Here is a 25,137-nt window from a genome sequence, read left to right on the forward strand (position 1 = left end):
TCGTGACCGGCGTCGCTTTACTACTCAAACGTTAACAGGCATTCGGGCACCTGCCCGGATGCTTTTTTCATGTAAACTGAAAGAACAAACTTGAGGACGTGTACGCGCTACGCCCGTTAGGGAGGAATAAAGCATGTCGACTTGGGATAAACGGTTCAATACGGATGAGTATGTGTACGGGGAAAACCCGAACGCCTTTGCGAACCAACAGGCACACCTGTTCAAACAGGGGATGCGTGTGCTCGCAATCGCAGAAGGGGAAGGACGAAATGCGGTTTGGCTCGCGGAACAAGGAGTCGCCGTGGACATGTGGGACTACTCGCGAGTCGGTCTTGACAAAGCAAACCGGTTAGCAGAACGTCGCGGGGTCACCCTTCACACCCGTCTCGTCGATTTGGCCGAGGCCGATCGGCCGGAAAATGTCTATGACGCTATCGTCTGTATTTACGGACATTTTCCAGATCACGTAAAAAAATCCGTCATTGCAGGAGTCGGGCGTGCCCTAAAGCCCGGCGGTTATTTCGTGACGGAAGTCTACAGCGAGGCGCAACTCACTTACGGAACGGGCGGTCCGAAGCAAAAAGAGTTGCTCTACACGCGCTCTGATTTCGCAACACTCATGGATTCATTCAAAACGATCCACTTTTTCGACGGGACCGTGGAGCGACACGAAGGCTCACTCCACAACGGTGAATCGGCTGTCTTGCAATATATCGGCCAAAAAGTAAGTACCTCGTAAACAAGTTAAACCGACTCGTCGTTAGACGAGTCGGTTTTGTCATTTGAGATTAATGCCCTCGATATTTCCCGAGCGCTCGCATGTTGAGCAAGTAAAGTACCCCAGCATAGACGATCAAACCGAGCACGTAGACCCAGATGCCAGAGAACCCGCTGCCGTACACCATGACTTCTTTAATCGCGGTCGCCCCGTAAAAAATCGGCATGATGTAGCTCAAATTGCCGAGCCCGTACGGAATCAAGTCGAGCGGAATCAATCCGGAGAAGAACACTTGCGGAATAATCGTGAACGGAATCATTTGGACGACTTGAAGCTCCGAACGAGCGAACACCGAAATCGTTGCACCGAACAAGACGGCCGTCCCGGCCATGAGCAACATGACCAACATGACCCAGCCGATATTCCCAAGTGACGTCAGCCCAAGCACGTAAATCGTATAGAGGACGATGAAGACGGACTGGACGACCGCGAACACGCCATAGCCTAGCGTATACCCTAAGATGACCTGACCTCGTTTGATGGGTGTCATCAAGAGCCGTTCGAGCGTGCCACCGCTCCGCTCTTTGACGAGCGCCATCGCCGACAGGATGAAGACGAAGAAGAAGGAGAACAGCGACAAGAACACGTAGCCGAACGAATCGAACGTCGATTGGCCTTCCTCTCCATATACGTAGTTCATCTCGATATCGGCCGCCGGATTCAACTCCGACAGTGCCGCTTGAATCTCTCGTACCGCCTTCGAAGACTTTGTCGACGGTTCTCGGAGCGTGATCGTCGTTCCTTCCGGCGTCGCTTTAAAAATCGCATCGACGTCTTTATTGTCCTCTAAATACCCGGACGGATTGTCGACCGTGTCCAACCGGACTTCGAGCGTCTCGGCTTCGAACGCTTCGACGAGTTGCGTTTGTGCGTTCTCATCGAGCACGACGACCGGCACATAATCCGAGTCCCCGAGCAGGAAGTAGACGAGCGTCAAGATAAGGAGCGGTGCAATCAAAATCAAGGCGACACTCCGCTTATCGTTGAGCGTCTGAAAGATGACGCGTTTCGCCAAGTTACGCATGATCCGTCCCACCTTCCCGACCGGCGATGAGGAACAGTTCCTCGACGCGACCGTTCTCCGTCTGATCTAACAGATGCGGCACGGTGTCGTAAGCGATCAAACGGCCGTTATAGATGAGCGCGGCCCGGTCACACTTGAGCACCTCGTCCATGACGTGCGTCGAGACGATGATCGTCGTCCCGTTCGCCCGAATCGCTTGAAACTGATCCCAAATCTGACGGCGTAAGATTGGATCGATTCCGACCGTCGGCTCGTCTAAAAACAAGACGTCCGGTTGATGCAGGATAGCGATCGCGAGTGACAGCCGTTTTTTCATCCCGCCCGAGAAGTTTCGGACGAGTTTCTTGCGGTCGGCCGTCAAATCGACGAGCGTGAGCACTTCCGTGATGCGTTGCTGCAGTGTCGTCTTGCTGAGCTTATAGATGGAGCCAAAAAACTCAAGGTTCGCCTCGGTCGACAAGTCGTCATACAATCCATCGTTCTGAGGCATGAAGCCGATGTTGTGCAGCATATGCATGTTTGGCATGACCGTCTCCCCTATTTGAATCGAACCGTTGTCTGTGGCCAAGGCACCGATCATCAGTCGGATGAGCGTCGTCTTCCCTGAACCGGATGGGCCGAGCAGGCAACAGATATCCCCTGAGTTGATGGTAAAGTCGACGTGGTCGATGGCCAATTGGTCACCGAACGATTTACTGACGCCGTTCAGTTGGATGTCCATAGCGATTCTCCTTTTCGATGCCCGATTCATGTACACTTGATTAATAGACACCGTGTTGGTTTATACGTTCAGTATAGACCTCGTCCGACAGCCCAACAATCGGCAATATCGGCCATCGTGTCGGTTATCAGACAGTTCACACCCAAGTGTTGGATAAAGGAGAAAAAACAGATGGGACATGAAGATTTACGCATCACGCGAACGAAACAATTGATTAAGAATGCCTTTTTAGACTTGATTGACGAGCACGGGTTCGAGGCGGTCACGGTGAAAGCTGTCACCGAACGGGCCGGCATCAATCGCGGGACGTTTTACAGTCATTATGCGGATAAGTTCGACTTGATGGAGAAGCTGATTGAAGTCATTTTTCACGAGGCCGAACGGAAACTGGTCAAACAGATTCCGCGTGTCTTTGGTGACCAGCGCGGACCGGGCGCTCATGAACTGCTCGTCCCGTTCATCCGCTTCATCGAAGACGATAAAATCTTGATGAAACCGCTCCTAGGCCCGAACGGTGACCCCCAGTTTCAAGCCCGGCTCCGGTCGTACATGCACGCGGCGCTCTTCCAACGCTCCCCGACGGTGTTGTTCGATGCGACGAAAGCACTTGTGCCGGCCGACTATCTCGTGTCTTATATTTCCGCGGCCCATATGGGGGTCATCTACGAATGGCTGTATAACGACCGTCCCGAAACCGCAGAGGACATCGCCCGCATCATCTATACAATCACGTTCGAAGGACCGGTGACAGCCGGCGGTCTGAAGCCGTAAGTTTTTTCCCAACATCCACTTTGATCATTTTGTACATTCGAGCCCGATATGCATGTTCATTCTACGCGAAGCAGGGAATAAGAGACGTGATGGCAAACTGTTAGAGTAGACATCACGCGTTCCTACTTAACAATAAAAAATACATGGTGGAAGAAGGGCGAAACACATATGCAAAACGTGAACAAATCGGTGATTGTGATCGGTGGCGGACTCGGCGGGATTTCCGCGGCGATCTCACTCGCACAAAAAGGATACGACGTCTCCTTATACGAAAAGAACGACCATATCGGCGGGAAAGTGAACCGGCTCGAACAAGACGGCTTCGGCTTTGACCTCGGCCCGTCGATTTTAACGATGCCACAAATTTTCGAGAAGCTGTTCGAAGGTAGCAGCAAGCGGATGGAAGACTACGTGCCAATCAAACGGCTCGACCTCGAGTGGCGCTCGTTCTTCCCGGACGGCACCGTGCTCGATCTCTACCATGATTTGGACGTGATGGAGCGCGCCAACCCGACGTTGTCCCGCAAAGACATGTACGAGTACCGCGAGCTGTTGAAATATGCCGAGCGGATTTACAACACGACGGAGAAAGCGTACTTGAAAGAAGGCTTTGAATCACCGCGCGAAGCGGTCGCGAAGAACGGTCTGTTTTCGACGTTGTTCGGCTTCGATTTGACGTCGACGATGTACGACGGCATCGCCAAGCGGATCAGCAACCCGCATTTACGGACGATGTTGTCGTATTACGTGAAGTATGTCGGGTCGTCCCCGTACAGCGCACCGGCCGTTCTGAACATGATGATTTACATGCAGCACGCCCAAGGCTGCTGGTACGTCGAAGGCGGGACACATAAACTGGCGGAAGGGCTGACGAAACTCGCGGAAGAGATTGGCGTTCAGCTCCATACCGGTCAAGGCGTCGTCCGCGCGCACACGCTGAACGGCCAACTGACGGCCATTGAACTCGAGGATGGACGGCTACGCTCTGCTGACTATTTCGTCTCCAATATGGAAGTCATTCCGTTCTATCAGAAGATGGTCGAGGCCGACGAACAGTTCGTCGACAAGCTCGTCGAGAAGTATGAACCGGCCAGTTCCGGCTTCGTGCTTCATCTCGGTGTGAACAAAGAGTATCCGGCGCTCGGCCACCACAACTTCTTCTTCTCGGAGAACTTGCATGAGCAAATGGACAAGATTTTCGAGCAGCACGAACTGCCGGACGACCCGACCATTTATTTGGTGAACGTCAATAAGACCGACCCGACACAGGCACCGCCCGGGCATGAGAACATTAAAATCTTGCCGCATATCCCGTACATTCAAGACAACCCGTTCACGCCAGAGGACTACGCCGCATTCGAAGAGCGTGTCCTCGATAAGCTCGAGGGGATGGGCTTGGACGGATTGCGCGAACATACGGTGACACGCGACGTCTGGACGCCGCATGACATCGAGCGCACGTACGGTTCGGACCGGGGCGCGATTTATGGGACCGTCGCCGATAAAAAACGGAACGGCGGCTTCAAGCATAAGAAACAGAGCGAGCTGTACGACAACCTCTACTTCGTCGGAGGTACGGTCAATCCCGGCGGCGGCATGCCGATGGTGACATTGAGCGGCCAGCAAGTGAGCGATAAGATTGCGAAGCGTGACGGAGTCACAAATCAATGACCGACTCGTTTTGGGAACGACACCGCTTCAAGTTCTATACGATTGGCATGGTCATCTGCGGGATTTTGGTGGGCATGTTCGCCTAACGAAGCCAAATTATATCTTAATTTAAAACACCCTATGGAGAAGCAGATGGACTCACCAATCTGTATTCATCCATAGGGTTTTTATCGTGACGAGATACGATGATCCATTTTGTTTATTAGACTCAATCTCTATGATGCAACTTATGTGGATATTTCTGTAAAGTGTTCATCTTGTATTGATGAACAAGGAGGTAGTTGCTACACTGATTTCAAATATATGGATTGGTACAGAGGAAGGCGGTTCGTGCATGAAAATCAAGCTCGATATTAGTAACGAGCGCTATGACAAGATTAAGTCTATGCTCGAGGAAAAAGGAATTGAAATAGATGATACGGCCGACCTGGTACTGAGTACATCTACTCCTTTTGTTCAGCATTTGACTGTTAAAGAGAAGGACACGAATGAACGGATCGTGTTACCAGTAGCGGATATTATTTGTATCGAATCCTTTGGCCATACAGTGGAAATTGAAACGCAAGCATCCGTTTATGTCGCTACTGATCGATTATACCGGCTCGTCAGTTTGCTCGATCCGACGTCTTTTTTACGAATCAGTAACTCTGTTGTCATTGCAACAAATCAAATCAAACAAATCAAACCCACTCTTTCCACAAAATTTATCCTTACTCTAACGAACGGAAAACGCGTTGATGTGACAAGGAGCTATTACTATATCTTTAAAGATCATTTTCATATCTGAAGGAGACAACTTTATGAGCATCCCTATTTACATCATCGCGACATGCATCGTTCTATTCACCTTTATTGTGACTATCACGCTTTATTTTCAGGCCTACAAGCGACACATCAATCAAGCGCTAATTGGCAACTTAAAAACACGTTCCCCGATGATGCCGCCTTATAAAATCACTGTCATCCTGTCAATTGTTCTCTTAGTAATCAGTGTGTTGATTAGTTATTTTGCGGGATACACCAATGCGTACAAAGCATATGAGGAAGATATCTGGGTTCTCGCTCCGTCTGATATTCAGACATTTTATGCTGAAATTCAAGGAATCGAAGACAATCAGATAACGGTTAAAGGTAATTCATTTAACGATGAAACGAATCAAACACTTATGGAATATGAAGTTTTTGAGGAACAAGTATCCATTTATAAACAAGAGGAGACGCTCTCTCTATCAGATTTATCCAAAGGTGATTTGATTTTAATCACCTTGTTGACGAACCGTTCGGGCACAGGTGTGTTTAAAATACAGGTAGTGGAGAAGCAGTGAAACGCCAATCAATTTAAAAAGCCATAAAAGTCAAGGCTCTCGAATTTTATGGCTTTTTGGTTCTATTCAGTTCTGCTTGTTCGCTGTTCCAATCATTAGCTTTAGCACGAAAATGATTCCGCCTAACACGATAGCATAGGTACCAAGCAAAAAGAGCATGTCAACCACTCGCATATCCATTTTAATCTACGCACTCCATTCAAAAGTTATTTAGACTCAAGATCTCGTTCACATCTTCAATGTACATCGAGTCGACTTCAAATACATCGGTCCCTTCCATCCCACGAGTGAAGAGCATCTTGTCATCTTCTAAAACCCAGACGTTCACCGTCGCCTCCATCGTGAACTCAGATGGATTGTTCACTGTAATGACGTAGTCGGGCATACCCTCGACCTCCGCCGCGGACAAAGGACTCGTCTCAATCAACTCAAGAAATCGTCCAATTTCCGCTTCGTCCGTGAGCGTATCGCCAGAATAGACGATGTTGCTCTCATCTGTATACGTCCCGACGACGAGTTCACGACCATTCTCATTACATGCGTTCAAAAATAGTAATCCCACAATTAGAAAGAAGACTAGTCTTCGTCTCATCCATCTGCACGTCCCTTTGGTTTACTTAAACTGATTTTTAGACGCATCCCGATGCGCTGTCCGCAGCTCATGGTTCGTCACGTGTTCCGGATCAATCAACTCGATTTTTCGGTTCACCCATACCGACAAGAAGATGAACGGGATGAACAAAGCGAGCAGCATGACCGCGAAGATGACGAGCGAGCCTTCAATCGCCCAGGCGATGGCGATGAAGATACCAAGCAAAATGACGTTCGCGAGCACGATACCGAACTCGAGACGCACGAACTTCTGATAGCGTGCCTCGTCATTGAACGTGAGCAGCAACTTCATCCGGTGCCACGCCCGATAGAGGCTCGGCAATTGGGTCGCCATAATGATGACGGCAAACGTCAATAACGAGATTTCTTGCGTGAAGATGAAGTAAAAGGCGATTCCTAAAATCGCGAATGTGAGCAGAAGTGCTGTCCGGTTCACTTTCCGCTCATTCTCGACCATTTGTTTTAATCGTTCGTTCTTTTCAATCATAGTTAGTACTCCCATCATGATGTCTTTCGTTTTTCGCGCTCGAGTTGCGCTTTGCCAAGCTCTGTCGCGGTCACGTGCTCCGGGTCAATCGTTTTCAACTCACGGTCGATGCGAATCCCAAGCGCTAGGAACGTGATCAGACCCACGATAACGACGATGACGAGCGTGAGTAGCGTGATCCATCCGAGCATCGAGCTCGCGATCAACAGCAAGAGAAACACGAGGTTCCCGACGGCCAACCCGAACTCGGACCGTACTTTCTGTTGGTAGCGAGCATCGTCGTTGAAAGTGAGAAGCAACTTCATCCGATGCCACCCTTTATACAGTACGGGCAGCTGTCCAACCAAGATGATCGGCAACAGCAAGAGGACGTCTGTCACCCAAAAATAGATCATGAACAGTGCGATGATTCCTATCGTCGGGTACAACATTTGTTTTTGTCGCTTTCGATCGTTCTCCATCATGCGCTCAAGTCTTGTGTTATGATCAACCATCCAATCCCCCTCATCAAACCTCATTACCTTCTTTTACGAAAGGAAACGGCAAAACGTTTCACTCGACTCGAATATCGTTATCGAGAATGTACATTGTCTCTTCGTAGCGTTGTTTACTGTCACGATCGTCTTGTTGGCGTAGCATCTCGAAAAACGCTTCGTACAATTCTCGATGAAGCGGCTTCCGGCGAATGATGACTTCTTGGATAACGCTGATTGCGGTATCTCGTAGCACCTTATCATTCACCCAAGTAAACAGTTCTCGAACGAGTTCGTCCGCTTCGAGTGAATCCAACCCGTTGAACCAAATAATCGCGCCATCGATTTTTTCTTCCGGATGATTGCTATAGAGCAGGCGTCGTGCATCGTCCAAGAGTGTTTTACCCTGGTTCATTTCAGTGATCGATTCTGGAATCATTTCTGCAAACATTCCCATGTCAACGGTCGTGATCGCTTCACTAAATTGACTGAACGAATCGAACAAGACATCAATCTCTTCCGTATCCGTATCGATATAGGCAATCTTTGGCGTCGTTCCTTCCCGGTAATCAAACGCGAGGAAAAAGTGTCCGTCACCGGCGAAGGCAATCAAGCGCTCGTCCTCGACACCCCATTCGGTTAACAAGGCCTTCGATTCAATTAACCCATTATGTAACCCGACCCCCGAAATCGAGTCGACGAGAGCGATGTCATCTTGACCATTCCATTTTATAGGCAAGTCGCGCTGTTCGACGTATCCCCCGTTTTGTATCCGGATTGACTCAAGATAATCGTCCGGCAGCTTCACCCCGAGTCGCGTCTCCACTTCCTTCAACACTTCTTCCGTTAATGTGGGCAACCTATTCGGGTCGTCCGGTATATCATTCCAAATGATCATTAGTCCCCTGCTTTCTTCAATCGCTATATTTCTTATCCCAACTCCGCTTCAACCGCTCCCGTTTCGTAAAGCCAAGCAAGCTATCCACGACATGCTCGTGATCGATCCGAAGCAAGCGGGTATCGAGCCACGTCTCAACCACTAACATGCCTGCAATCAACACCGCCGACAGTCCACTGAATACCGGCAATCCGAAGTATCCTGATACATACCCGCCCATCAGACCGAGCATGACCCATAACATCGCAATCGCGATGACGCCTTTCGCCCGAATCAACCGTTTGTAGGATCGACTTTCATTGAACGTCACAGATACGCGTGTCTTCTTCCAAGCTACATGACTGAGCGGGACAGCCGTCATCATCAAAAAGGAGAGTATGGCTAGTAGTGGCAACGACGCATTGGCGTAAATCCACCACCCTAGCCCTAGTCCAGCCGCGGCAGCCCATAATAATTTAAAGACCCCTTTTTTCGGTCGTATCTGTAACTGCTCGATTCGTTCTTCTCGCGTCATCATCATTTGTTCCTCCTTGAAACCAATTCGGACCATTTACCGTATATACAAGTAGCATACCAATAATTAGGAGGTATTTCGATGGATATTCTCATTTTAGCCATCCTGCTCGGCATCGTCGGCTTCATTGTGACTCGTTCCTATACCATCTATCCGTCATCGTTCGGAGACCGTTCATCCGTCCAACCACGCGCCTCGCTCACAACAAAATGCCCGCATTGCCAAACCGTCGTCAAACGGCAGGAACACGGGCAAACTTGTTCAACTTGTCGGAAATGGTTTTAGACGACTTGCTTTGCTTTTTGGTGGACCGTCTCTTTTTTCCCACTCAACTGGAACAACAGCACCCCGCCGACAATCAACACGATGCCAAGCGCTGTCTTCCACGTGAACGGGATGGCTTCGAGCCCGAACCAGCCGAGCGTATCCCATAGGAGTGCGAATAGAATTTGTGACACCATGACAATCGAGATGGCATGACTCGGCCCGAGCTGTTGGACGCCTTGCGTCACACTCATGACGACACCGACCCCGATGATGCCGCTGAACCAATACCACGTCTCCATCCCCGTGACGGCGAACAGACCCGCTCCTTCACTGATCAATCCGACGAGCAGTGACGCCAGGAAGCCGAGGGCGAGCACGAGCGTCGTCGTCGCCCACGCCCCGACCCGTTCTTTCACTTTGGCGTTAAACGTATTCTGCACACAGACGAGCATGCCGCCTATGACCGCGAGCATCATTCCAAGTGCCATGACGTGTCCTCCTCATTCATAAATACTTTCCCCAGCAACGGCAATCAGCCCGGCGCGATCAATGATTGCAATCGACCGACGATCCCGTTCAATCAATCCTTGCTCGACGAACCGCTTGAGTGTCCGGTTGACGTGGCGATAGCTCGTCCCAATCAAATCGGCGATATCGGTCAACTCATCGACGGTCGACCCGAGCGTCGTCTCTTCCGGTGTCATCGACAACAAATAGCTTGCGAGTCGCACGTCGACCGGATAGAACAAGTTGAAACTCAGCGATTGCGACTTCATCTCAAACTTCTTCGTGATGCCTTCGAGCAAATAATGCAACCACGTGACATCGTCTTTGGCGTGACGCGCGAGGTCCTCGAAGCGGACGACGATCATCTCGACCGGCGTGACCGCCTCGACCGTGTTCAAGAACGGTGTACGTCGGACGTACTCGATGTCGCCAATCAAATCGAGCGGATATTTGAACGACAAGACGAGCCGCTTCCCGGCCGCTGACGTGTGGGCCACCCGAATCTTTCCACTGACGAGAAAGTGGAGTTGTTCGGCCTTAGCGCCTTGTGTGCAAATCGCCTCCCCTGTCGCGTAACGGACGAGCTTAAGTTGAGGTCGAACGGCTAATGGGAGCACCCCATCCAACCCATACCGCTTCATGTAACGGTCAATCTGTTCCATCACGCGTCATCCTTTCAATACGAGAATCCCGACAATCATCATGACGACCCCGAGCAGTTGCGTCCGGTTCAAGTCACGGCGCAACATCCCGAACCAGCCGCGCCAGTCGATGACAAGTGCGAGGGCAAGCTGGGCGATGAGAAACAATGAAATCGTCAACGTGACGCCGAGTTCATGCACGGCCGTCATATTGCTGAACAAGATGAACGCAGCGAACGCGCCCCCTGACAAATAAAGCGGCTCGACGCGACGCATGTGGACGTACGTCCGGTCGCGAACGAGAAGCATAATCATGAGCGCAACGACGAAGCCCGTCAATTGCGTCAACGTCGCAGCTTGCCACGTCCCGATACTCGAACTGATGCGAGCGTTGGCGACGCTCTGTAGCGTTAAAAAGAAGCCGCCACTGATGGCGAACAGTACTCCGCGCATGATGTCTCTCCTCCCTTATGACAATCGAATCAGCATGATCCCGATGACCATGACGAGTAAACTGACGAGTTGTATTCCAGTGATCGGGTTCTTCGCAGCACCAAACCAACCGAAACGGTCGATGAGCAGGCTCCCACACAGCAAGCCGACAATGACGATGACGACGGCGATGCCGGTCCCGACCATCGGTACGATTAAGACGTTCCCGCCGATGAACAGTGCCCCGATGATGCCACCAATCCAAATCCACCACGGCTGACCGCGTAGCCCGCGCCATTCGACGCTCGGCCGCAAGACGAGCAAGATGAGCAGTAACGTGACCGTCCCGACGACGAACGAGACGAGCGCCCCTTTCAAAGCTGATTCGAGCACCGTTCCTAAATAACCGTTGATGGCCGTCTGTGTCGCGCTCATCATCCCGGTCCCGATTCCGACGAGACGCCAGACGTTCAAATTGCCCGTTCCTGTCTGCGATGAGGCGACGAGTTTACCCCGGCGACGGTTAATCCAATCCGTGAGCGCGACCGTCCCGACGACCCCAAGCAACACGAGCAAGGCACCGAACACACGCCACGGTGTGAGGACATTGACGGTTGAGTTGAACCAACCGAAGTGGTCAATCAAGAGTCCCATCAAAATCTGTCCAAAGATTGGCATGATGACGGTCTGGACACTACCGAGCCTCGGGAACAGCAAAATGTTCCCCGTTAAAAAGATGACCCCCAACAAACCACCCGACCACATCCAAAGCGGTTCTCCTTGGAAAATGGATGATTCAATCCCGAACGACTGTCCGGTAAGCAGTAACGTGAGCGTTAAAAAGGTCGTCCCAATCGCGAACGACAGGAACGACGCGACAAATGGTGACCCGACGATGGTGCGCAGACGCGAGTTCACGCTCGTCTGCATCGGTAACAAAATCCCGATGACGAGTCCAATTACAATGGCTAACATAGTCTCTTCCTCGATTCTCTCTATATGCTGTGTACGTGTTAAGCTTACTCCTCACACACTTTAGCATAAAGGACCGATGTCCTGAAATGTGAAAAAAGACGAGTTCCGACTATCAGAAACTCGTCTTTTGGTGTGTATGGCGCTCAGTTTTCGCTTCGTTGAACATCCGATTCGTGACGTGGTGTGTATCAAACGTCAGCACCACTCGGTTGACCATATATGGGAACAGCAAACCGCCGATCATGCCACCCGACAAGATGGTCACTAGTGTCCAAATGTTAGTGACGCCAGTATGATAACAAGCTAGCGCACAGAGAACAATGAGAAATGCGAACCACTGCACGGCATAATCTGCATACACCCAGCGCCGATACCGAGACTCGGGATTGAAACTGAGCAACAGTTTCGTCTTCCTCCATTCGACGCACAGTTGCGGCAAGTACAGCGTGAATACGATCAACGGTAAGTAAATCGATGTCTGATACGAGATGAACGCGACGGCGATAAGGTTGAAGAAAAGACCCCAATAGCGCCAGTGCCACGTAGCATCGTCGTGTGCGAGCAATCGCTCGATTCGTTCCTGTTTCGTCAACATCTTCATAGCAATCCACTCGCCGTTGCCAATTCAGAGCGGATCGGTTGAGCTGCATCTGCGCTTTGGACAGTTTCATTGAAGCGTTTATACAGAAGCGGCAACAGCACCGCCATCCCAAGGACGAGAATCCATGCCCACCAAGGGGCCGCCAGTTCATAACTCGCCACGCTACCGACGATGAAGACGTACCATCCGCTTAAAATTCGATAGACATTCCGCGTCGCCATTCGTGCTCCGCTTTGATCAGATAGACGAGCAAACGTCTCTCCTTCTTTCAGCAAATACACGATTGAACCGCTGGCGAACAAACCCATCAATCCTAAGCCAACCCACCAAATATGATCCGCGAGCAACGTGACAAACAATAGTCCAGGGACAGGAGCGAACATCACGTCTCGTCGCCGCTTCCTTTGCTCACGGTATCGGTTCATTTCGTCAATCCGTTGTTGTTTCGTCATACGATTCCATTCCTTTTCTAATCATTGATTCCGTCAAGACGACGTTTTAACTTCTCGCGATTGGCTTTGGCCAGCATGTTCGACGTGACGTGTTCCGGGTCGAGTTTGAGCAGTTTTCGATCGATCCACAGCGGTAACAACACAGAAGGTGGTGCCCCGATGACCACCGCCCACATCAACACGTCCGGATGGATCTGTCCCGTTAAAAACAGGGCGATCAGACTGAACAATAAGATGAACGTGAAAACGAGTGAGGAAAACTGTAGCTTAATGAGACGTCGATACGTCCAGTCGTCATTGAATTGAAGATAGAGCGTCGTCTGCTTCCATTCGAAAAACAACGTCGGGATGAGACTGACCACCGCAATCACGCCAGAATAAGTCGTCTGCATCATGAAATAGAGCGCACTCACAAAGATAACGACACTGCTTCCAATCATAAAACGACGATATGTCGTGTTGATTTGTAACAACGCTTCAGTCCGGGCTTCCCTATTCATCGAGTACCTCCTCAGTCTCTGACGTTGTCGAGTCGAATCTCACGCAGCATCGGATGATCCGGGTCGATGTCACTCAATCGCTCGTCTTGTTTTCGAATCAAACGGTATCCCCCATACAACACACCGATTGTCAGCACCACTATCCACGCATACATCCAACCGAGGTTAAGCGTCAGCGCAAACGATAAAATGAATACGACGAACAGCGCAAAGACAAATCCGTTCCGACGGGCGATGATGGTTTTGGCATTCTCTCGTTCGGTTAACTCGGTCTCGACTCGGTTCGCCTTGAAGAAGATTCCTCCCAGCAGCAAGAGACAGACGAGTACGCCGGCCACGTACCAACCGTTCCATGAATCCGACTGAATCAATCCAACGAGACAAAACACCATCGGAAACGTGAGCAGACTTTGAAGAACAGCCGTCTTTATATTGGTTTTATAAATCAGATTGATGCGTTCTTGTTTGGTCATCGAATCCCCCCCTTAAAAGCTTTCTCGTTTGACGTCGCGACGCCTCGGTTGCTCAGGATCGATCCGCTTTACTTTCTCATCAAGCAGCCGCTCGACAATCACCAGCGCCAACGCTGCAAGGGAGAAGATGAAAAATGGGACCCAACTGATTGTTTCGAGCTTCAAGAGCAACGGGAAAAACAAACAGCCGAAGACAACCATCATATAGTCGAACACATATTGAATGTGGATGACCCGCTTCGCTCGAATGTGGTCTGTGAAACTGCTCATGAATCGACTTTCCCGCATGATCATCACGCCGTACGCTAACAGCGACAGCACCATCAAACTTCCGTATACGAGCGATCGTGTCTCGGTTTGCAGAAAGAAGAAAAGCAATACCCCAATCGGAATCGCAAAACCGAGCCTGACGAGAAGCCATTTCCGGTTTGCGGTAACCATTTGCTTCAAACGCTGATGTTTATTCATAAGCTACTCCTTTAATTGTGATGGACTCACACGCTAACCTCGTGTCTTTTCAACCTCACCACGTGAATCTCGTGCGTTGAATCTCGCGACGAGTCGGTTGTTCTGTATCCATCCAGCTCAACTGTTGATCGAGTTTATGCTGCGTAAACCAGATTAATGCGCTGCCACTGACGAATAGAAGGAAAGGAATCAGGTTGGTCAGGATATTCAGTCGCATCATCATCGGAAAAATCACGGCCATCATGATGACGAACAAGTAATCGAGTTGATATTGGATACCGATCACCTTCTTCGCTTGATCATGCGCCGTTAATGCTCTGACGAAGCGCGCTTCCCTCATAAACAAAACACTTGCCGCACTGGTCAACGATAGAAGGAACGCTGCCATAATCATCGGTGAGCCTTGCGACTGTAAAAAGTAATAAACGAGCACACCGGTCGGAAGGGCGAAGGCGAGCCGTGACAACATCCACTGTACGTTCATACGTTTCACGCTATGTAATCGTTCTTGTTTACTCATCTCATTCACCTCTTATCTCACTATACGATTCCACCAGAAAAAAGTTCCGTTTTTTTACAATTGTCTTGTAGTAGCCAACTCGCTTGACGAACCCGTGACTTCGCTATATAGTTTAGTTAACTTAACTATATTAAAAGTCAGAAAGACTGAGGTTTTCTTTATGAATTTGCTACAAAATACACGTTTCGTGTTCACGTGGTTATCCGGGATGACGCTCACGCTCGGCTTCTCGATTTTCTTCCTGAGCGTATCGTGGCTCACGATCGATGTGCTGAAGCAACCCGCCCTCCTCGGGATCATCATGACTGCCGTTTCGTTGCCGCGTGTCGTGATGATGGTATTCGGAGGCGTGTTCGCCGACCGATTCCAAAAGAGTCGGCTCTTGTTTTTGACGAACCTCGGACAAGGTCTTCTCATGGTCGCGGTCGTTGCGCTCCATCTCGCGGACGCATATTCAGTGTTCGCCTTGATTATGATTTCCATCGTGTTCGGACTCCTCGACGGCATGTCCTATCCGGCGTTGTCTTCTTTGATCCCGTCGCTCGTCAAACAAGAAGAGCTGCAGCGCGCCAACTCGCTCTTCCAAGGGACGCTTGAACTCATGTTCGTGTTCGGCCCGTTCCTCGCCGGAGCGTTACTGACATGGGGCGGCTTCGGGCTCAGCTTCGGGACAGCGGCCGTCTTGATTTTCATTGCAGCTATCTTGATCATGCCGCGATTGATTCGCGACTCGATCCCGCTCGCCCGCGCGATGTCGCTCGGTCATGTCATCGTCGACTTGAAAGAAGGCATTCGTTACGTCTCGAGCACACCGATTTTACGGAGCGGGACGTTATCCATCGCCATCGTCAACTTGTTCGTCATGGGACCGCTCATCATGAGCATCCCGATTCTCGTCGGTGAACGAGGCGGGAATGCTTTTGACTTGAGTTTGATTGAAGGTGGGCTTGCCGTCGGGACGTTCGTGGCGAGTTTTCTCGTCCTGTTGTTCCGCTCGGTCCATCGTGGACGCTTCGTCTTCCGCGTCTTGTTTTTGACGATTGGAGCCTTCTTCCTCTATACACAGGCACAGTCCATCACGCTTCTCGCCTTGGCTGCGGCCGCGAGCGGATTCATGTTGATGCTCGTCTATTTGCCGACGGTCACACTCATGCAAGAACATAGCGACCACGACAAAATCGGACGCGTCATGAGCATCATGGCGCTCGCCGCATCGGGACTAGAACCGATTGCGTTCGCTGTCCTGTCGATTTTGGTCGCCCTGGCCGTACCGATTCAAACGTTGCTCATCTCATTTGGTATAATCGGATTAGTATGCAGTATCGTGTTATACGTGCGGAGCCAGACGTTCCGTGACACGCGATGAAAGGAGAACGACGATTGAATGATACACGCAAACAACAAGTCATCGAGATGTACCGTCAAATTGACGAGCTCGACTTGTTGTTCACCAAATATTTTACCGAGTTGAACGAATTCGAACTCAGTTACCAGCAAGAACAGATGTTGCTCCTGTTCAAACGAAAAGACACATGGACGACGACCGAGATTGCGACGAAGATGAATATCTCGAAAAGTGCGGTCAGCCAAGTGCTCAAAGTGCTCGAACAACGTGAGTTCGTCCAAAAAGAGAAGAACCCGGACAACTTACGTGAGAGTTTCATCCGTCTCGGCCCAATCGGTATGGCATATTCGAAACAAATCGATGCGATTGAAGAACGGCTCGCCGAAGAGATGTTCTCCGTGCTCGAAGATGATGAGATGACGATGATCAATCGCTCACTCGCGCTGATGATTAAAAAGTTCAAATGAAAAATGCGTATCGTCCCTGACTCGGGAGGATACGCATTTTTAGTTAGAGTTGATTGACGACACGTTCCGCTGCCCGGAGCGCGCCTTCGATATGACCGCCGAACAAGGAGTCCGTCTCCGTCCCGGCGAGTGAGAGCCGTCCTTCCCATGCTGAATCGAGTGCGATCGGCTCATAGACAGGGAAGTCGGTCAACGGCACCCCATCTTGAACCGTGGCCGTATGCCGATCACTCGACCAATCGACGTATATAACTTCACGCGGCTGCCGCGCCTCTTCCCCGAATAGGCGCACGAGTTGATCGATGACGCGACGATTCAGTTCGTCTTGGTCGAATACCGAGCGTTCGGCAGCAGACAACCGGAAGAAGCCGAACAACGCCGCAAGTCCACCCGGCTGCGAAGCATCATGGATCTCCTGCAACACCCCGGCCCAGCTCATGCCTTGACCGGATAAACCATTGTCTCGCCAAAACGGGCGGTCGTAGACGGCGAGTACTTTCGCCTGTCCAGCCATCCAGGTCGGCGTGTTTGCCAGCTTCGACTTCGTCGTTTCAGACAGTTCTGGTTGGAAGCTGATACGTGAGACGAGTCGTGGCGGGATGGCCATAATGACGTGTGTGAAAGCTTGGGACCATCCTGTTTCGAGTTCAATCGTTATCTCATCTTCGGTCTGTTTGATCGAGGTGACCGTCGACTCGAGTTGAATTGTCCCTGCCGGTAGTGTCGAAGCGAGCGCCGTCGTCAAGCTGGCCATGCCCCCGACGAGTCGCATCGATGGAACAATATGACCTGGCGGGAGCGTATGGCGTTCGATGACACCGAACTGGCGCTCGAGCATCAAATCCCTGGCCGTGTGTTGAGAGAACGTCGGGAGACCGAGTCGTTCGATCAGTTGCGTGATTGTCGTCTCCGTCTCTGGCCAATACCAGGTCGGGCCGAGGTCGAACCCGTCATGGCTCAACACACGTCCCCCGGTACGGTCACGCGCCTCGAACACGGTGACGTCATAGCCTTTTTCAGTGAGGAGCGACGCGGCATACAAGCCGCTCACGCCCGCCCCGATAATAGCGATGTTCATAGTGCTGCCCCTTCCTCGACAAACGTCGTCACATCGAGCACTTGCCCGAGATCAATCCGGGCAACGAGATAGTGATACTTTGTGTTCGTCTCCGGATACTCCTCGACAATCGATTCGCACCAGTCGCGGTCGAACATCTTCTCCCAAGATTTTTTTAACTCTTCCTCGTCTATAGCTTCCCTGTCTTCAAACGAAAGAAAGTACCGGTTCAACGCAAACATCCAATAACCGGCCTCGACTTCGAGCACGTGTGAGTCAGGTAACTCAACCGTCAGCACAACGCCCGGTTCTCCAGGTTCCAAGTAACCGCCCCGTGCGACTTCTGGCCGTGTTTGGCTCAACCAAACTGGATAGTTTCCATGAAGCGAGACCCCTGTCCGCTGTTCATATTGTTCTGCGAGCCAGTCGTAGGCAGGCTGATGATACGCGTAGTCCTCGTCTTGAAAAATACCGTAGGCCGGATCACCAAACAAATAACCTCGCTCGTTTGCGGCTTTCCACGCACCCGCATGTTGATATGTATAGTAAATTGCCATGGGTATACTCCTTTTTCTTGTTAATATCTTTAGCATAACTGACCTGCCGTTTCCTTATCCATTGTGGGAATCGTTTGGGTTTGTCTGAATTTGGAAGTATACTAGCCGTATGAATTACATAAAGGAGGAAAGAAGATGAATGTTTTAATCACCTTACTATTTAGTTTATTGGCAATAATTGTCCCACTCGCGTTACTCATCGCGGTTATCGTGATGATTGTTCGATTTATCGGTCGCTATGAGAAGCGGGCTGACGCGCGACTCGAATTGGAGCGTCAAACCGTGGCTCAGCAGCAACAACAGTTCGACGTCTTAGTGGAGCGCCTCGAGCGAATCGAAGAAAAAATAGAGACACGTCCTTAATGTCGACATCACTCACGATATGGACGAAACGTCTCGTCACCACAGCCATCATCTACAGTGTGTTGCTCGTCGCGACAATTGCCTGCCAACGCGCCTTTAACACCTCAGAAATTAATCTGTTGATCGGTACGGCGGACGAACAACAGCTAAGCTACGAGTTGATTATTCATAATCCGCTCACCAATACTTACAGTTTCGATATCATCGAGGATTAAATCGAAAGGAGTGGTTAAATGGATTGGACCACGATCATGTTGACTGCCTCATTGATTTTGAACGCCTTCTTGCTCAATATCATTGCGCAACAAGCAAAAGAGATGAGTGCATTGAAACGAAAACAACCCCATACCGAACCAATCGTGCAAGATGCTGAGTTTCATGCGTCAATTAAAGAAAAAATCGATACGATTGGCATGATTCCGACCGTGAAATTCTTGCGTGAGACATATGACCTGTCGTTGCTTGAAGCGAAACAATTGGTCGATCGGGTAAACGAAAGGGAGTAGCGCGCGCTACTCCCTTTTGCCGGCTTTTATGAGTTGAAGTAACCGACTTTTCCTCTGGCGTACATTTTGTGCGTCACGTGCTCAGGGTCAACTTTGCCAAGTCTGTGATCGAGCCGAGACGACGCAATGATTCCGATTGCATACATACCGGTTGCGACAACCGTCACACTGATTAGTTCCGGATTGAGCAGTAGCGTCAAGATCAATACAACATATGCTCCAATCAGTCCAAATGCTGTCCACCATTCGAGACGCACAAGCCGCTTATACTCGGCGGACTGGTTGAAGCGCAGCAATGTGTTCGTCCTAGCCCCTATTTTCACGAGACCGACAGATGGAAACACTAGAAGGAACCAGATGAATTCAGCGAGACGACGTTCGCCAATCATCATCAAGGTCACACTGATTCCTGTAATCAGTGCAAACAGAATGATTGCCTGACGGGTCGAGCGCTTGCCGCTTTCATACAAATGATTGAACCGTTCGCGCTGCGTCATGGAACCAGACTCCTTTTGTTCAACTAATTTCTTTCAACCCAGTTTGGTCTCGCCACTGGAACGGTATCGATTTCTTCGAACCAAGTCGATAGCCGAGACGCCATCCCAATCCTCGAATCCGGTCCACCCAACTGTCACTCAAGTCTTGAAACGACATGAGGGCCCGGACGTGATGCAGCTCGATGCGATGAATCACGTATTGATAGCTAGGTGCCGCTATCGACCGATTGACTGCCATCTTTTCGCACCACTTCTGGTCAAAGAGTTTCTCCCAAGACTTTCGCGTATACGCTGGAGTGGGTTCTTCCTCGGTGTCGAATGCTTCGGCTGTATCAAATAAAGTAGAGTTGTGTAGAACAAAATCCCAAAATGAAATTTCCGAAGCCAACACTTGATCATCCGGTAATTCAACCGTCAACACCACACCTTTATCCCCCGATCCAATCCCTTTGCCGGTGCCTAGATCAGGAAACTCGTCCCGACACCAAACCGGATAGTTTCCGTTTAGCGAAATTCCAATTCGTTGCTCATATTGTTCAACCATCCAGTCATAGGCCGGTTTGAAAAATTCGAATCCTTCGTCATTGAACATGGCGTAGTGAGGATCACCTTGTAGATACCCTCGCTCTAATGCTACTTTCCAAGCGTCTCCATGCTGACACGTATAATAGATGCCCATATTCATTAACCCTCTCCAGACTTATTCTTTCACCACTTTATCCGATTTCATATCAAAAAGTAGTGAAAATAATGGTCAGGGTTAATCGGTCGACTGCAACTTATGCGTTCGGACTCGGATACTTCACCGCATTCTTCTGGAGCTTCTCTTCAATCGCCTGCGACACATCAATCCCTGCCGCATGGGCGAACGTCAGCGCGTAGATGAGTACATCCGCGAGGTCTTCTTTCATCTCGACGTGTTTCGTCTCGAGCGCTTCTTCGCTCGACACCCATTGGAACAACTCCAACAGCTCGCTCGCCTCGAGCGATAGCGATAACGCCAAGTCTTTCGGATTATGGTGAAACGCCCAATCGCGCTCGTCACGGAATTCAATCACTTTGTCCATCAGTCGTTGTACTTCGTTCATATCTGTACCTTCTCTCTTTGAATGTGTAACAGCTTATCTCGCAACGCTTGATTGCTCGCATACAAATAAAGTCCTCGGACGCCTCGCTTCATCAACACATTAATCGAGTTCAAGACAATCTGTTCTTTCGCCAGCTCGACATCCTTGACACCGTCAATCCCAGCATAAGCTCCTGTATCTTTATAAAGATTCGTGTCAATCACCAAGCAATCCTTCGTCTCATCGTACGTTACCGAAGGACCGAGCACGACGCCGACGTAGTTCAAATCAAAACCTTGGATCGTATAGATCGATCCAGCCTCGGCAATCGTCTCCGATTTCTCGGCCCACGTCGTCTTGCCTCCCGTCGTATTCCACGGCATCTTATACTCACCGTTCGACTCGTAAACGTAATACGTTTCCCCGTCCTTTTTATGAAGGTAATCGAACGTCGACACGACTCGACTGAGCCCATGTTTCTTGTCTTGTTCGATAATCATTAGGTGCATCTCTTCCAACGTTTCAAACACACGTAAATCATAGTTTTTAGAAGCTGGGAATGCTTGTATCTGCTTAGCTTTGAAGGCGTTGATCCAATCGATGACATCCCCATCCGCCTGCATCCGAAACTGATTCGTCAGTTTATATGTTTTCAAACACTTCGCTTTTTCTTTAAACTCATCCAACTTACTTTGATCCCACCGACTCTTCAGCTTTAACACTTGGTCTTGATCGAAGATGACAATGACAACCTTGGCAATCTTCATCAATTCTTCGAGATGATTCTCCGCCCGGAAATTGTTGTATGCATCTGACTTCGTCAACAAAAGGTGCGCCTCGTCGACCAAGATGATATCGACTTTCCTATCTTTTAACTTGTTAAGGAGCGGCGTCGGTTTGACGAAGTTGACAGCCTTCAAGTGTTTGACTTGTTTGGCAATCCCTTTATACGTCTTCAGCATCTCCTCATGATTGACGACCAGATAGTTCTCCGTCTGATGCAGATTCGAACCCGCCTCGTTCGTCCGCGCTTGAATCGTATTGAAGATAGAACTGAGCACGACACTCTTGCCGACACCGGCCTCTCCTTCAATGACATACAAGTCTCCATATGTATCTTCGGGCTTGGACTTCGCAATCCTTGTCTCACAGAACTCAAGCACACGCTCTTTTAAATCCATCTGTTCAACGGATAGTTCTTTGAACGGCGACAATTTGAAGATGTCTTTGTTCTCGATGGCGTGCAGGTCGTTTTCGACGAGCCCATTCTTATGTAGCACACCCCATAACTCAGGAAACAGCTCATTGTCGTAGAACGATTTATTGTAATAATTGTGTGTGAAGTCGCTTGCCGTCTTGCTTTTGTTTTGTAACGTATACTTCTCGTCCCCTAAAAAGTAGTTGATCAACTTCGTCTCAAGATGAAACGTCGCCGATCGATTGAACGTCTCATGCTTCACGAGATTGATTTGGTCTACATTTTTCCGATCAGCTTGTTTCAGCTTCAGATGTTGTTTCATACGTTTTTGGAAATGCACCGTTTCCCCGATATACGCTTCCTTCTGTCCGTTCAAAATATAAATCACCGGATAGTTCAAATAATCGGCTGTCCGATCAATCTCATCTATACTCGTTTTATCAAAATCTAACGGAATGACCTCAATCATCTTCACTGACACACCCTCATCTAATTTCAAATTATCTCCAGTTTAGCATAGCCTTATTCCAATTCATTACTCAAGTCTTTCCTGAATCAATGGTATACTCCAACTAAAAAGGGAGGGATTCGGTGCTTACGTTCGACAACGTCTCTGTTCGCCAACAGGACACGCTCATCCTTGAAAATATCTCCTTCACCATCAATCCGGGTGAAATCGCAGCCATTCATTGTGGCGTCACTTCCCGGGAAATATTGTTCGCTTTATTGACGGACTCGCACGCAAACTACTCGGGGACCATCGATACAGCGAATCGCACGCTCTCAGTCTTCTCTATCCGTGACGGCTTATACGACCGCCTGACGGTCGAGGAATATTTGCGTTTCACGCACACGCTCTACGAATCGACGAAATCGCTGGATGCCGTCCTGCAAACCGTTCAACTCACCCTATACCGGAACAAACGGTTGAATCGGCTCAGCTTATCGCTCGTCCGGCGCGTCCAATACGCGGCGTTGCTTCTACATAATCGCGACATCTACGTCCTCGAAGAACCGGATCAAAATGTCGACCAAGAGACACGGCACTTGTTCGCGACCGTCTTGATGCAACTGAAGCAACAACAAAAAGTCATCCTGCTTCTGACGAGCAACATGGAAAGCGCCCTGTTCGTCACGTCGACCGTCTATCGCATCGATCATCGACATTTGCGCCTACTCGACGTCGAACCGGATGAACCGGATACGAACGAAGACGTCACCCCTGACGTCATGCACGTCCGCTTCGAGAAGATTCCGACAAAAGTGAACGAGAAGATCGTCTTACTCGATCCTCCGGAAATTGACTATATCGAGAGTCAGGACGGACAATCCATATTGCACAGTCAATCGGAACAGTTCCCGAGCGTCTTTACGATGAACGAGCTCGAGGCGCGTCTGACGCCGTACGGCTTCTTCCGCTGTCACCGATCCTACATCGTCAACCTTCAACGGGTGCGAGAAGTCATCACGTACACGAAGAACAGTTTCAGCCTCGTGCTCGATGATGCGGCGAAGACGACAATCCCGCTCTCGAAGACGAAAATGGCCGAATTGAAGACGATGATTGGGCTGAAATAGGCTCCATTCACTGTCCGATTTGCTCCACTCAGTCCTCAAGAAGCGCCATTTATGGCCATTCTAATGCGCCCCACTCTTCCTCTCGATATGATGTAAGCAGGAAATACGACATCACCAAGGAGGAACGAGCGATGCAGGATATTATCACCGTGAATCAATTGAAAAAGCTGTTCGGGAACGAAGAAGCGTTACGCGACGTGACGTTTTCTGTTAAAAAAGGAGAGGTGTTCGGGTTCCTCGGACCGAGCGGATCCGGGAAGACGACGACCATCAAAATCTTGACGTCCCAACTCGCGCAGACGTCAGGTGACGCCACCGTGTTCGGCGTCCCGGTCTCGGAATTGAAACAAGAACAGTATCGGAAGCGGATCGGTGTGTTGACCGATAACAGCGGCCTATACACGCGCCTTTCGATCGAAGAGAATCTACAGCTCTACTGCGACCTATACGACGAGCCACGCACACGAATCGACGATGTGCTCCAGACAGTGAACTTGGCCGGGGAACGCAAAAAACGCATCTCCGCCTTATCACGCGGGATGCTGCAACGAGTGACACTGGCCCGGGCGTTGTTACATGAACCGGAGCTGTTGTTTTTAGATGAGCCGACGTCCGCGCTCGATCCAGTCAACTCGCGTCATATTTATAAAGGCATCGAACGGTTGAAGGCTAAAGGGACGACCATCTTCTTGACGACGCACGACATGAATGAGGCCGAAGAACTGTGCGACCGTGTCGCCTTCTTACATCAAGGAGAGATTCAACTGCTCGACGCCCCGAAACGATTGCGCCGGAAATATGCGAACGGCTCGATGCGCGTCGAACTGCATGACGGGGAAACGGTTGAATTGAAGCAAGGAAAAGACGGGGCCGACTGGCTCCATGCTCAGATGTGTGACCAAAACATCGCGGCCATCCATTCGAACGAGCCGACGCTCGGGGACATCTTTATCGAAGTGACAGGGAGGAAATTATCATGACATTTTCAATGAAACGGGCACTCGCCATTTTCCAGAAAGACTATAAAGACTTGTCGCGGAACTTATTCGTCTCCTCGACGTTGATCATGCCATTGTTCTTCGCCGTCTTCTATTCACAGCTCGGCGGCGGAGGTATCGACGTGACGTACTTCGTCATCAACATCACGTTCAGCCTCGTCGCAACGTTCGTCCAGTGTGCCTTGATCGCCGAAGAGAAAGAGAAGAACACACTCCGTGGGTTGATGTTATCGCCGGCAAGCACGCTCGACATCTTGCTAGGGAAAAGTGTCAACAGCGGTTTAAAATTCCCTCTTAATAACGGATTAAAAATCCCTTTTTTACACATTACTCTTGGAAACTATCGACACGCGCCGGTTGGATGCCGGCCCGTTTCTTTTCTCTCATTCGATAT

At 50.0% G+C, this 25,137-nt stretch carries 36 protein-coding genes and 1 pseudogene; 14 read left to right on the top strand and 23 right to left on the bottom strand.

Features of this window, described 5'->3' with window-relative positions; all coding sequences use genetic code 11:
- Positions 1 to 133 precede the first annotated feature (133 nt).
- Positions 134 to 739, top strand: a complete 606-nt coding sequence (locus KNP80_RS13240; RefSeq protein ID WP_214834001.1) for a class I SAM-dependent methyltransferase — start codon at positions 134 to 136, stop codon at positions 737 to 739.
- 49 nt (positions 740 to 788) lie between these two features.
- Here the strand turns inward: KNP80_RS13240 and KNP80_RS13245 are convergent, their stop codons facing one another.
- Together KNP80_RS13245 and KNP80_RS13250 are read right to left on the bottom strand one after the other, a co-directional pair.
- Positions 789 to 1,802, bottom strand: a complete 1,014-nt coding sequence (locus KNP80_RS13245) for an ABC transporter permease (protein ID WP_214833998.1) — start codon at positions 1,800 to 1,802, stop codon at positions 789 to 791.
- Positions 1,795 to 2,523 (bottom strand): ABC transporter ATP-binding protein, encoded by a 729-nt coding sequence (locus tag KNP80_RS13250; RefSeq protein ID WP_214834918.1) that lies wholly within the window; start codon positions 2,521 to 2,523, stop codon positions 1,795 to 1,797. Before KNP80_RS13250 ends, KNP80_RS13245 begins: the two co-directional genes overlap by 8 nt.
- A 171-nt stretch (positions 2,524 to 2,694) precedes the next feature.
- Here KNP80_RS13250 and KNP80_RS13255 point away from each other — a divergent pair, with 171 nt between their 5' ends.
- The 4 genes from KNP80_RS13255 to KNP80_RS13270 all read left to right on the top strand — a co-directional run bounded on the left by KNP80_RS13255 (position 2,695) and on the right by KNP80_RS13270 (position 6,290).
- Positions 2,695 to 3,294, top strand: coding sequence for a TetR/AcrR family transcriptional regulator (locus KNP80_RS13255; RefSeq protein ID WP_214834919.1), 600 nt, complete (start codon positions 2,695 to 2,697; stop codon positions 3,292 to 3,294).
- 168 nt (positions 3,295 to 3,462) lie between these two features.
- Complete coding sequence (locus KNP80_RS13260) at positions 3,463 to 4,965, top strand: phytoene desaturase family protein (protein ID WP_214834920.1); 1,503 nt, start codon at positions 3,463 to 3,465, stop codon at positions 4,963 to 4,965.
- A 334-nt stretch (positions 4,966 to 5,299) separates the two neighbouring features.
- A complete protein-coding gene (locus KNP80_RS13265; RefSeq protein ID WP_214833987.1) occupies positions 5,300 to 5,752 on the top strand; it encodes a LytTR family DNA-binding domain-containing protein in 453 nt (150 codons plus the stop codon).
- A gap of 13 nt (positions 5,753 to 5,765) precedes the next feature.
- The gene (locus tag KNP80_RS13270) at positions 5,766 to 6,290 is read left to right on the top strand and encodes a hypothetical protein (RefSeq protein WP_251129026.1); all 525 of its coding nucleotides are present in this window, start codon (positions 5,766 to 5,768) and stop codon (positions 6,288 to 6,290) included.
- Between the two features lie 199 nt (positions 6,291 to 6,489).
- Here the strand turns inward: KNP80_RS13270 and KNP80_RS13275 are convergent, their stop codons facing one another.
- From KNP80_RS13275 to KNP80_RS13295, 5 genes are read right to left on the bottom strand one after another with little or no spacing between them, the layout of a single operon-like run.
- Positions 6,490 to 6,852, bottom strand: coding sequence for a hypothetical protein (locus KNP80_RS13275; protein WP_214834921.1), 363 nt, complete (start codon positions 6,850 to 6,852; stop codon positions 6,490 to 6,492).
- Positions 6,853 to 6,903: 51 nt separating this feature from the next.
- Entirely contained in the window at positions 6,904 to 7,389 is a 486-nt protein-coding gene (locus KNP80_RS13280) for a hypothetical protein (RefSeq protein WP_214833982.1), read from the bottom strand.
- A gap of 14 nt (positions 7,390 to 7,403) precedes the next feature.
- The gene (locus KNP80_RS13285; protein WP_214833979.1) at positions 7,404 to 7,883 is read right to left on the bottom strand and encodes a hypothetical protein; all 480 of its coding nucleotides are present in this window, start codon (positions 7,881 to 7,883) and stop codon (positions 7,404 to 7,406) included.
- A 58-nt stretch (positions 7,884 to 7,941) separates the two neighbouring features.
- Positions 7,942 to 8,760 (bottom strand): SMI1/KNR4 family protein, encoded by an 819-nt coding sequence (locus KNP80_RS13290; RefSeq protein ID WP_214833976.1) that lies wholly within the window; start codon positions 8,758 to 8,760, stop codon positions 7,942 to 7,944.
- A gap of 16 nt (positions 8,761 to 8,776) precedes the next feature.
- Complete coding sequence (locus KNP80_RS13295; RefSeq protein ID WP_214833974.1) at positions 8,777 to 9,277, bottom strand: hypothetical protein; 501 nt, start codon at positions 9,275 to 9,277, stop codon at positions 8,777 to 8,779.
- A gap of 78 nt (positions 9,278 to 9,355) precedes the next feature.
- On the opposite strand from KNP80_RS13295, the gene KNP80_RS13300 reads away from it, so the two are divergent.
- Positions 9,356 to 9,559: a hypothetical protein gene (locus tag KNP80_RS13300; protein WP_214834922.1), complete on the top strand. Its 204-nt coding sequence runs from the start codon at positions 9,356 to 9,358 to the stop codon at positions 9,557 to 9,559.
- On the opposite strand, the gene KNP80_RS13305 is transcribed toward KNP80_RS13300, so the two are convergent.
- From KNP80_RS13305 to KNP80_RS13350, 10 genes are all read right to left on the bottom strand, one after another.
- Positions 9,556 to 10,029 (bottom strand): DMT family transporter, encoded by a 474-nt coding sequence (locus KNP80_RS13305; RefSeq protein WP_214834923.1) that lies wholly within the window; start codon positions 10,027 to 10,029, stop codon positions 9,556 to 9,558. The two genes, KNP80_RS13300 and KNP80_RS13305, sit on opposite strands and share 4 nt — an antisense overlap.
- A 12-nt stretch (positions 10,030 to 10,041) precedes the next feature.
- Positions 10,042 to 10,710 (bottom strand): Crp/Fnr family transcriptional regulator, encoded by a 669-nt coding sequence (locus KNP80_RS13310; RefSeq protein WP_214834924.1) that lies wholly within the window; start codon positions 10,708 to 10,710, stop codon positions 10,042 to 10,044.
- A gap of 6 nt (positions 10,711 to 10,716) precedes the next feature.
- The gene (locus tag KNP80_RS13315) at positions 10,717 to 11,142 is read right to left on the bottom strand and encodes a DMT family transporter (protein WP_058765626.1); all 426 of its coding nucleotides are present in this window, start codon (positions 11,140 to 11,142) and stop codon (positions 10,717 to 10,719) included.
- Between the two features lie 15 nt (positions 11,143 to 11,157).
- Positions 11,158 to 12,096 carry a DMT family transporter gene (locus KNP80_RS13320; RefSeq protein ID WP_214834925.1) on the bottom strand — a complete coding sequence of 313 codons (939 nt, stop codon included), beginning with the start codon at positions 12,094 to 12,096 and terminating at the stop codon, positions 11,158 to 11,160.
- Between the two features lie 112 nt (positions 12,097 to 12,208).
- A complete protein-coding gene (locus tag KNP80_RS13325) occupies positions 12,209 to 12,691 on the bottom strand; it encodes a hypothetical protein (protein ID WP_214834926.1) in 483 nt (160 codons plus the stop codon).
- A gap of 2 nt (positions 12,692 to 12,693) precedes the next feature.
- Positions 12,694 to 13,149, bottom strand: a complete 456-nt coding sequence (locus tag KNP80_RS13330) for a hypothetical protein (protein ID WP_214834927.1) — start codon at positions 13,147 to 13,149, stop codon at positions 12,694 to 12,696.
- Positions 13,150 to 13,166: 17 nt separating this feature from the next.
- Positions 13,167 to 13,649 carry a hypothetical protein gene (locus tag KNP80_RS13335; protein WP_214834928.1) on the bottom strand — a complete coding sequence of 161 codons (483 nt, stop codon included), beginning with the start codon at positions 13,647 to 13,649 and terminating at the stop codon, positions 13,167 to 13,169.
- A gap of 11 nt (positions 13,650 to 13,660) precedes the next feature.
- Positions 13,661 to 14,122, bottom strand: coding sequence for a hypothetical protein (locus KNP80_RS13340; protein ID WP_214834929.1), 462 nt, complete (start codon positions 14,120 to 14,122; stop codon positions 13,661 to 13,663).
- A 12-nt stretch (positions 14,123 to 14,134) separates the two neighbouring features.
- The gene (locus tag KNP80_RS13345; RefSeq protein ID WP_214834930.1) at positions 14,135 to 14,590 is read right to left on the bottom strand and encodes a hypothetical protein; all 456 of its coding nucleotides are present in this window, start codon (positions 14,588 to 14,590) and stop codon (positions 14,135 to 14,137) included.
- Positions 14,591 to 14,645: 55 nt separating this feature from the next.
- Positions 14,646 to 15,110, bottom strand: coding sequence for a hypothetical protein (locus KNP80_RS13350; protein ID WP_214834931.1), 465 nt, complete (start codon positions 15,108 to 15,110; stop codon positions 14,646 to 14,648).
- 160 nt (positions 15,111 to 15,270) lie between these two features.
- Here KNP80_RS13350 and KNP80_RS13355 point away from each other — a divergent pair, with 160 nt between their 5' ends.
- Both KNP80_RS13355 and KNP80_RS13360 read left to right on the top strand, forming a co-directional pair.
- On the top strand, positions 15,271 to 16,476 hold the full coding sequence (locus tag KNP80_RS13355) for an MFS transporter (RefSeq protein ID WP_214834932.1): 1,206 nt from the start codon (positions 15,271 to 15,273) through the stop codon (positions 16,474 to 16,476).
- A gap of 14 nt (positions 16,477 to 16,490) precedes the next feature.
- The gene (locus KNP80_RS13360) at positions 16,491 to 16,922 is read left to right on the top strand and encodes a MarR family winged helix-turn-helix transcriptional regulator (RefSeq protein ID WP_251132400.1); all 432 of its coding nucleotides are present in this window, start codon (positions 16,491 to 16,493) and stop codon (positions 16,920 to 16,922) included.
- 43 nt (positions 16,923 to 16,965) lie between these two features.
- Here the strand turns inward: KNP80_RS13360 and KNP80_RS13365 are convergent, their stop codons facing one another.
- Together KNP80_RS13365 and KNP80_RS13370 are read right to left on the bottom strand one after the other, a co-directional pair.
- The gene (locus KNP80_RS13365) at positions 16,966 to 18,000 is read right to left on the bottom strand and encodes a flavin monoamine oxidase family protein (protein ID WP_214834934.1); all 1,035 of its coding nucleotides are present in this window, start codon (positions 17,998 to 18,000) and stop codon (positions 16,966 to 16,968) included.
- Positions 17,997 to 18,536, bottom strand: a complete 540-nt coding sequence (locus KNP80_RS13370; RefSeq protein ID WP_214834935.1) for a DUF3841 domain-containing protein — start codon at positions 18,534 to 18,536, stop codon at positions 17,997 to 17,999. The genes KNP80_RS13365 and KNP80_RS13370 overlap by 4 nt, the downstream gene beginning before the upstream one ends.
- Positions 18,537 to 18,671: 135 nt before the next feature.
- Between KNP80_RS13370 and KNP80_RS13375 the strand changes: the two genes are divergently transcribed.
- Genes KNP80_RS13375 through KNP80_RS13385 form a run of 3 tightly spaced genes read left to right on the top strand, consistent with a single transcriptional unit; the run spans position 18,672 to position 19,405 of the window.
- Positions 18,672 to 18,899, top strand: a complete 228-nt coding sequence (locus KNP80_RS13375; RefSeq protein ID WP_214834936.1) for a hypothetical protein — start codon at positions 18,672 to 18,674, stop codon at positions 18,897 to 18,899.
- Positions 18,899 to 19,114 carry a hypothetical protein gene (locus tag KNP80_RS13380; RefSeq protein WP_214834937.1) on the top strand — a complete coding sequence of 72 codons (216 nt, stop codon included), beginning with the start codon at positions 18,899 to 18,901 and terminating at the stop codon, positions 19,112 to 19,114. Before KNP80_RS13375 ends, KNP80_RS13380 begins: the two co-directional genes overlap by 1 nt.
- An 18-nt stretch (positions 19,115 to 19,132) precedes the next feature.
- Positions 19,133 to 19,405, top strand: coding sequence for a hypothetical protein (locus tag KNP80_RS13385; protein ID WP_214834938.1), 273 nt, complete (start codon positions 19,133 to 19,135; stop codon positions 19,403 to 19,405).
- Between the two features lie 26 nt (positions 19,406 to 19,431).
- Here KNP80_RS13385 and KNP80_RS13390 read toward each other — a convergent pair whose 3' ends face one another.
- From KNP80_RS13390 to KNP80_RS13405, 4 genes are all read right to left on the bottom strand, one after another.
- Positions 19,432 to 19,902, bottom strand: a complete 471-nt coding sequence (locus KNP80_RS13390; protein ID WP_214834939.1) for a hypothetical protein — start codon at positions 19,900 to 19,902, stop codon at positions 19,432 to 19,434.
- Between the two features lie 19 nt (positions 19,903 to 19,921).
- Positions 19,922 to 20,587 carry a DUF3841 domain-containing protein gene (locus KNP80_RS13395; RefSeq protein ID WP_214834940.1) on the bottom strand — a complete coding sequence of 222 codons (666 nt, stop codon included), beginning with the start codon at positions 20,585 to 20,587 and terminating at the stop codon, positions 19,922 to 19,924.
- A 94-nt stretch (positions 20,588 to 20,681) separates the two neighbouring features.
- Positions 20,682 to 20,990 carry a nucleotide pyrophosphohydrolase gene (locus KNP80_RS13400; RefSeq protein WP_214834941.1) on the bottom strand — a complete coding sequence of 103 codons (309 nt, stop codon included), beginning with the start codon at positions 20,988 to 20,990 and terminating at the stop codon, positions 20,682 to 20,684.
- Entirely contained in the window at positions 20,987 to 22,636 is a 1,650-nt protein-coding gene (locus tag KNP80_RS13405; protein WP_214834945.1) for a DUF2075 domain-containing protein, read from the bottom strand. Before KNP80_RS13405 ends, KNP80_RS13400 begins: the two co-directional genes overlap by 4 nt.
- Positions 22,637 to 22,758: 122 nt before the next feature.
- On the opposite strand from KNP80_RS13405, the gene KNP80_RS16040 reads away from it, so the two are divergent.
- The 3 genes and pseudogenes from KNP80_RS16040 to KNP80_RS13420 form a co-directional block, all read left to right on the top strand.
- Positions 22,759 to 23,745 (top strand): LytTR family transcriptional regulator DNA-binding domain-containing protein, encoded by a 987-nt coding sequence (locus KNP80_RS16040; RefSeq protein ID WP_214834942.1) that lies wholly within the window; start codon positions 22,759 to 22,761, stop codon positions 23,743 to 23,745.
- Between the two features lie 131 nt (positions 23,746 to 23,876).
- Positions 23,877 to 24,725, top strand: coding sequence for an ABC transporter ATP-binding protein (locus tag KNP80_RS13415; RefSeq protein ID WP_214834943.1), 849 nt, complete (start codon positions 23,877 to 23,879; stop codon positions 24,723 to 24,725).
- Positions 24,722 to 25,137: pseudogene (locus KNP80_RS13420) on the top strand (ABC transporter permease); the annotation flags it as partial. The gene KNP80_RS13415 and the pseudogene KNP80_RS13420, both read left to right, overlap by 4 nt.

It is taken from the genome of Exiguobacterium sp. E4787 (assembly GCF_018618375.1).
GTDB lineage: Bacteria > Bacillota > Bacilli > Exiguobacteriales > Exiguobacteriaceae > Exiguobacterium > Exiguobacterium chiriqhucha.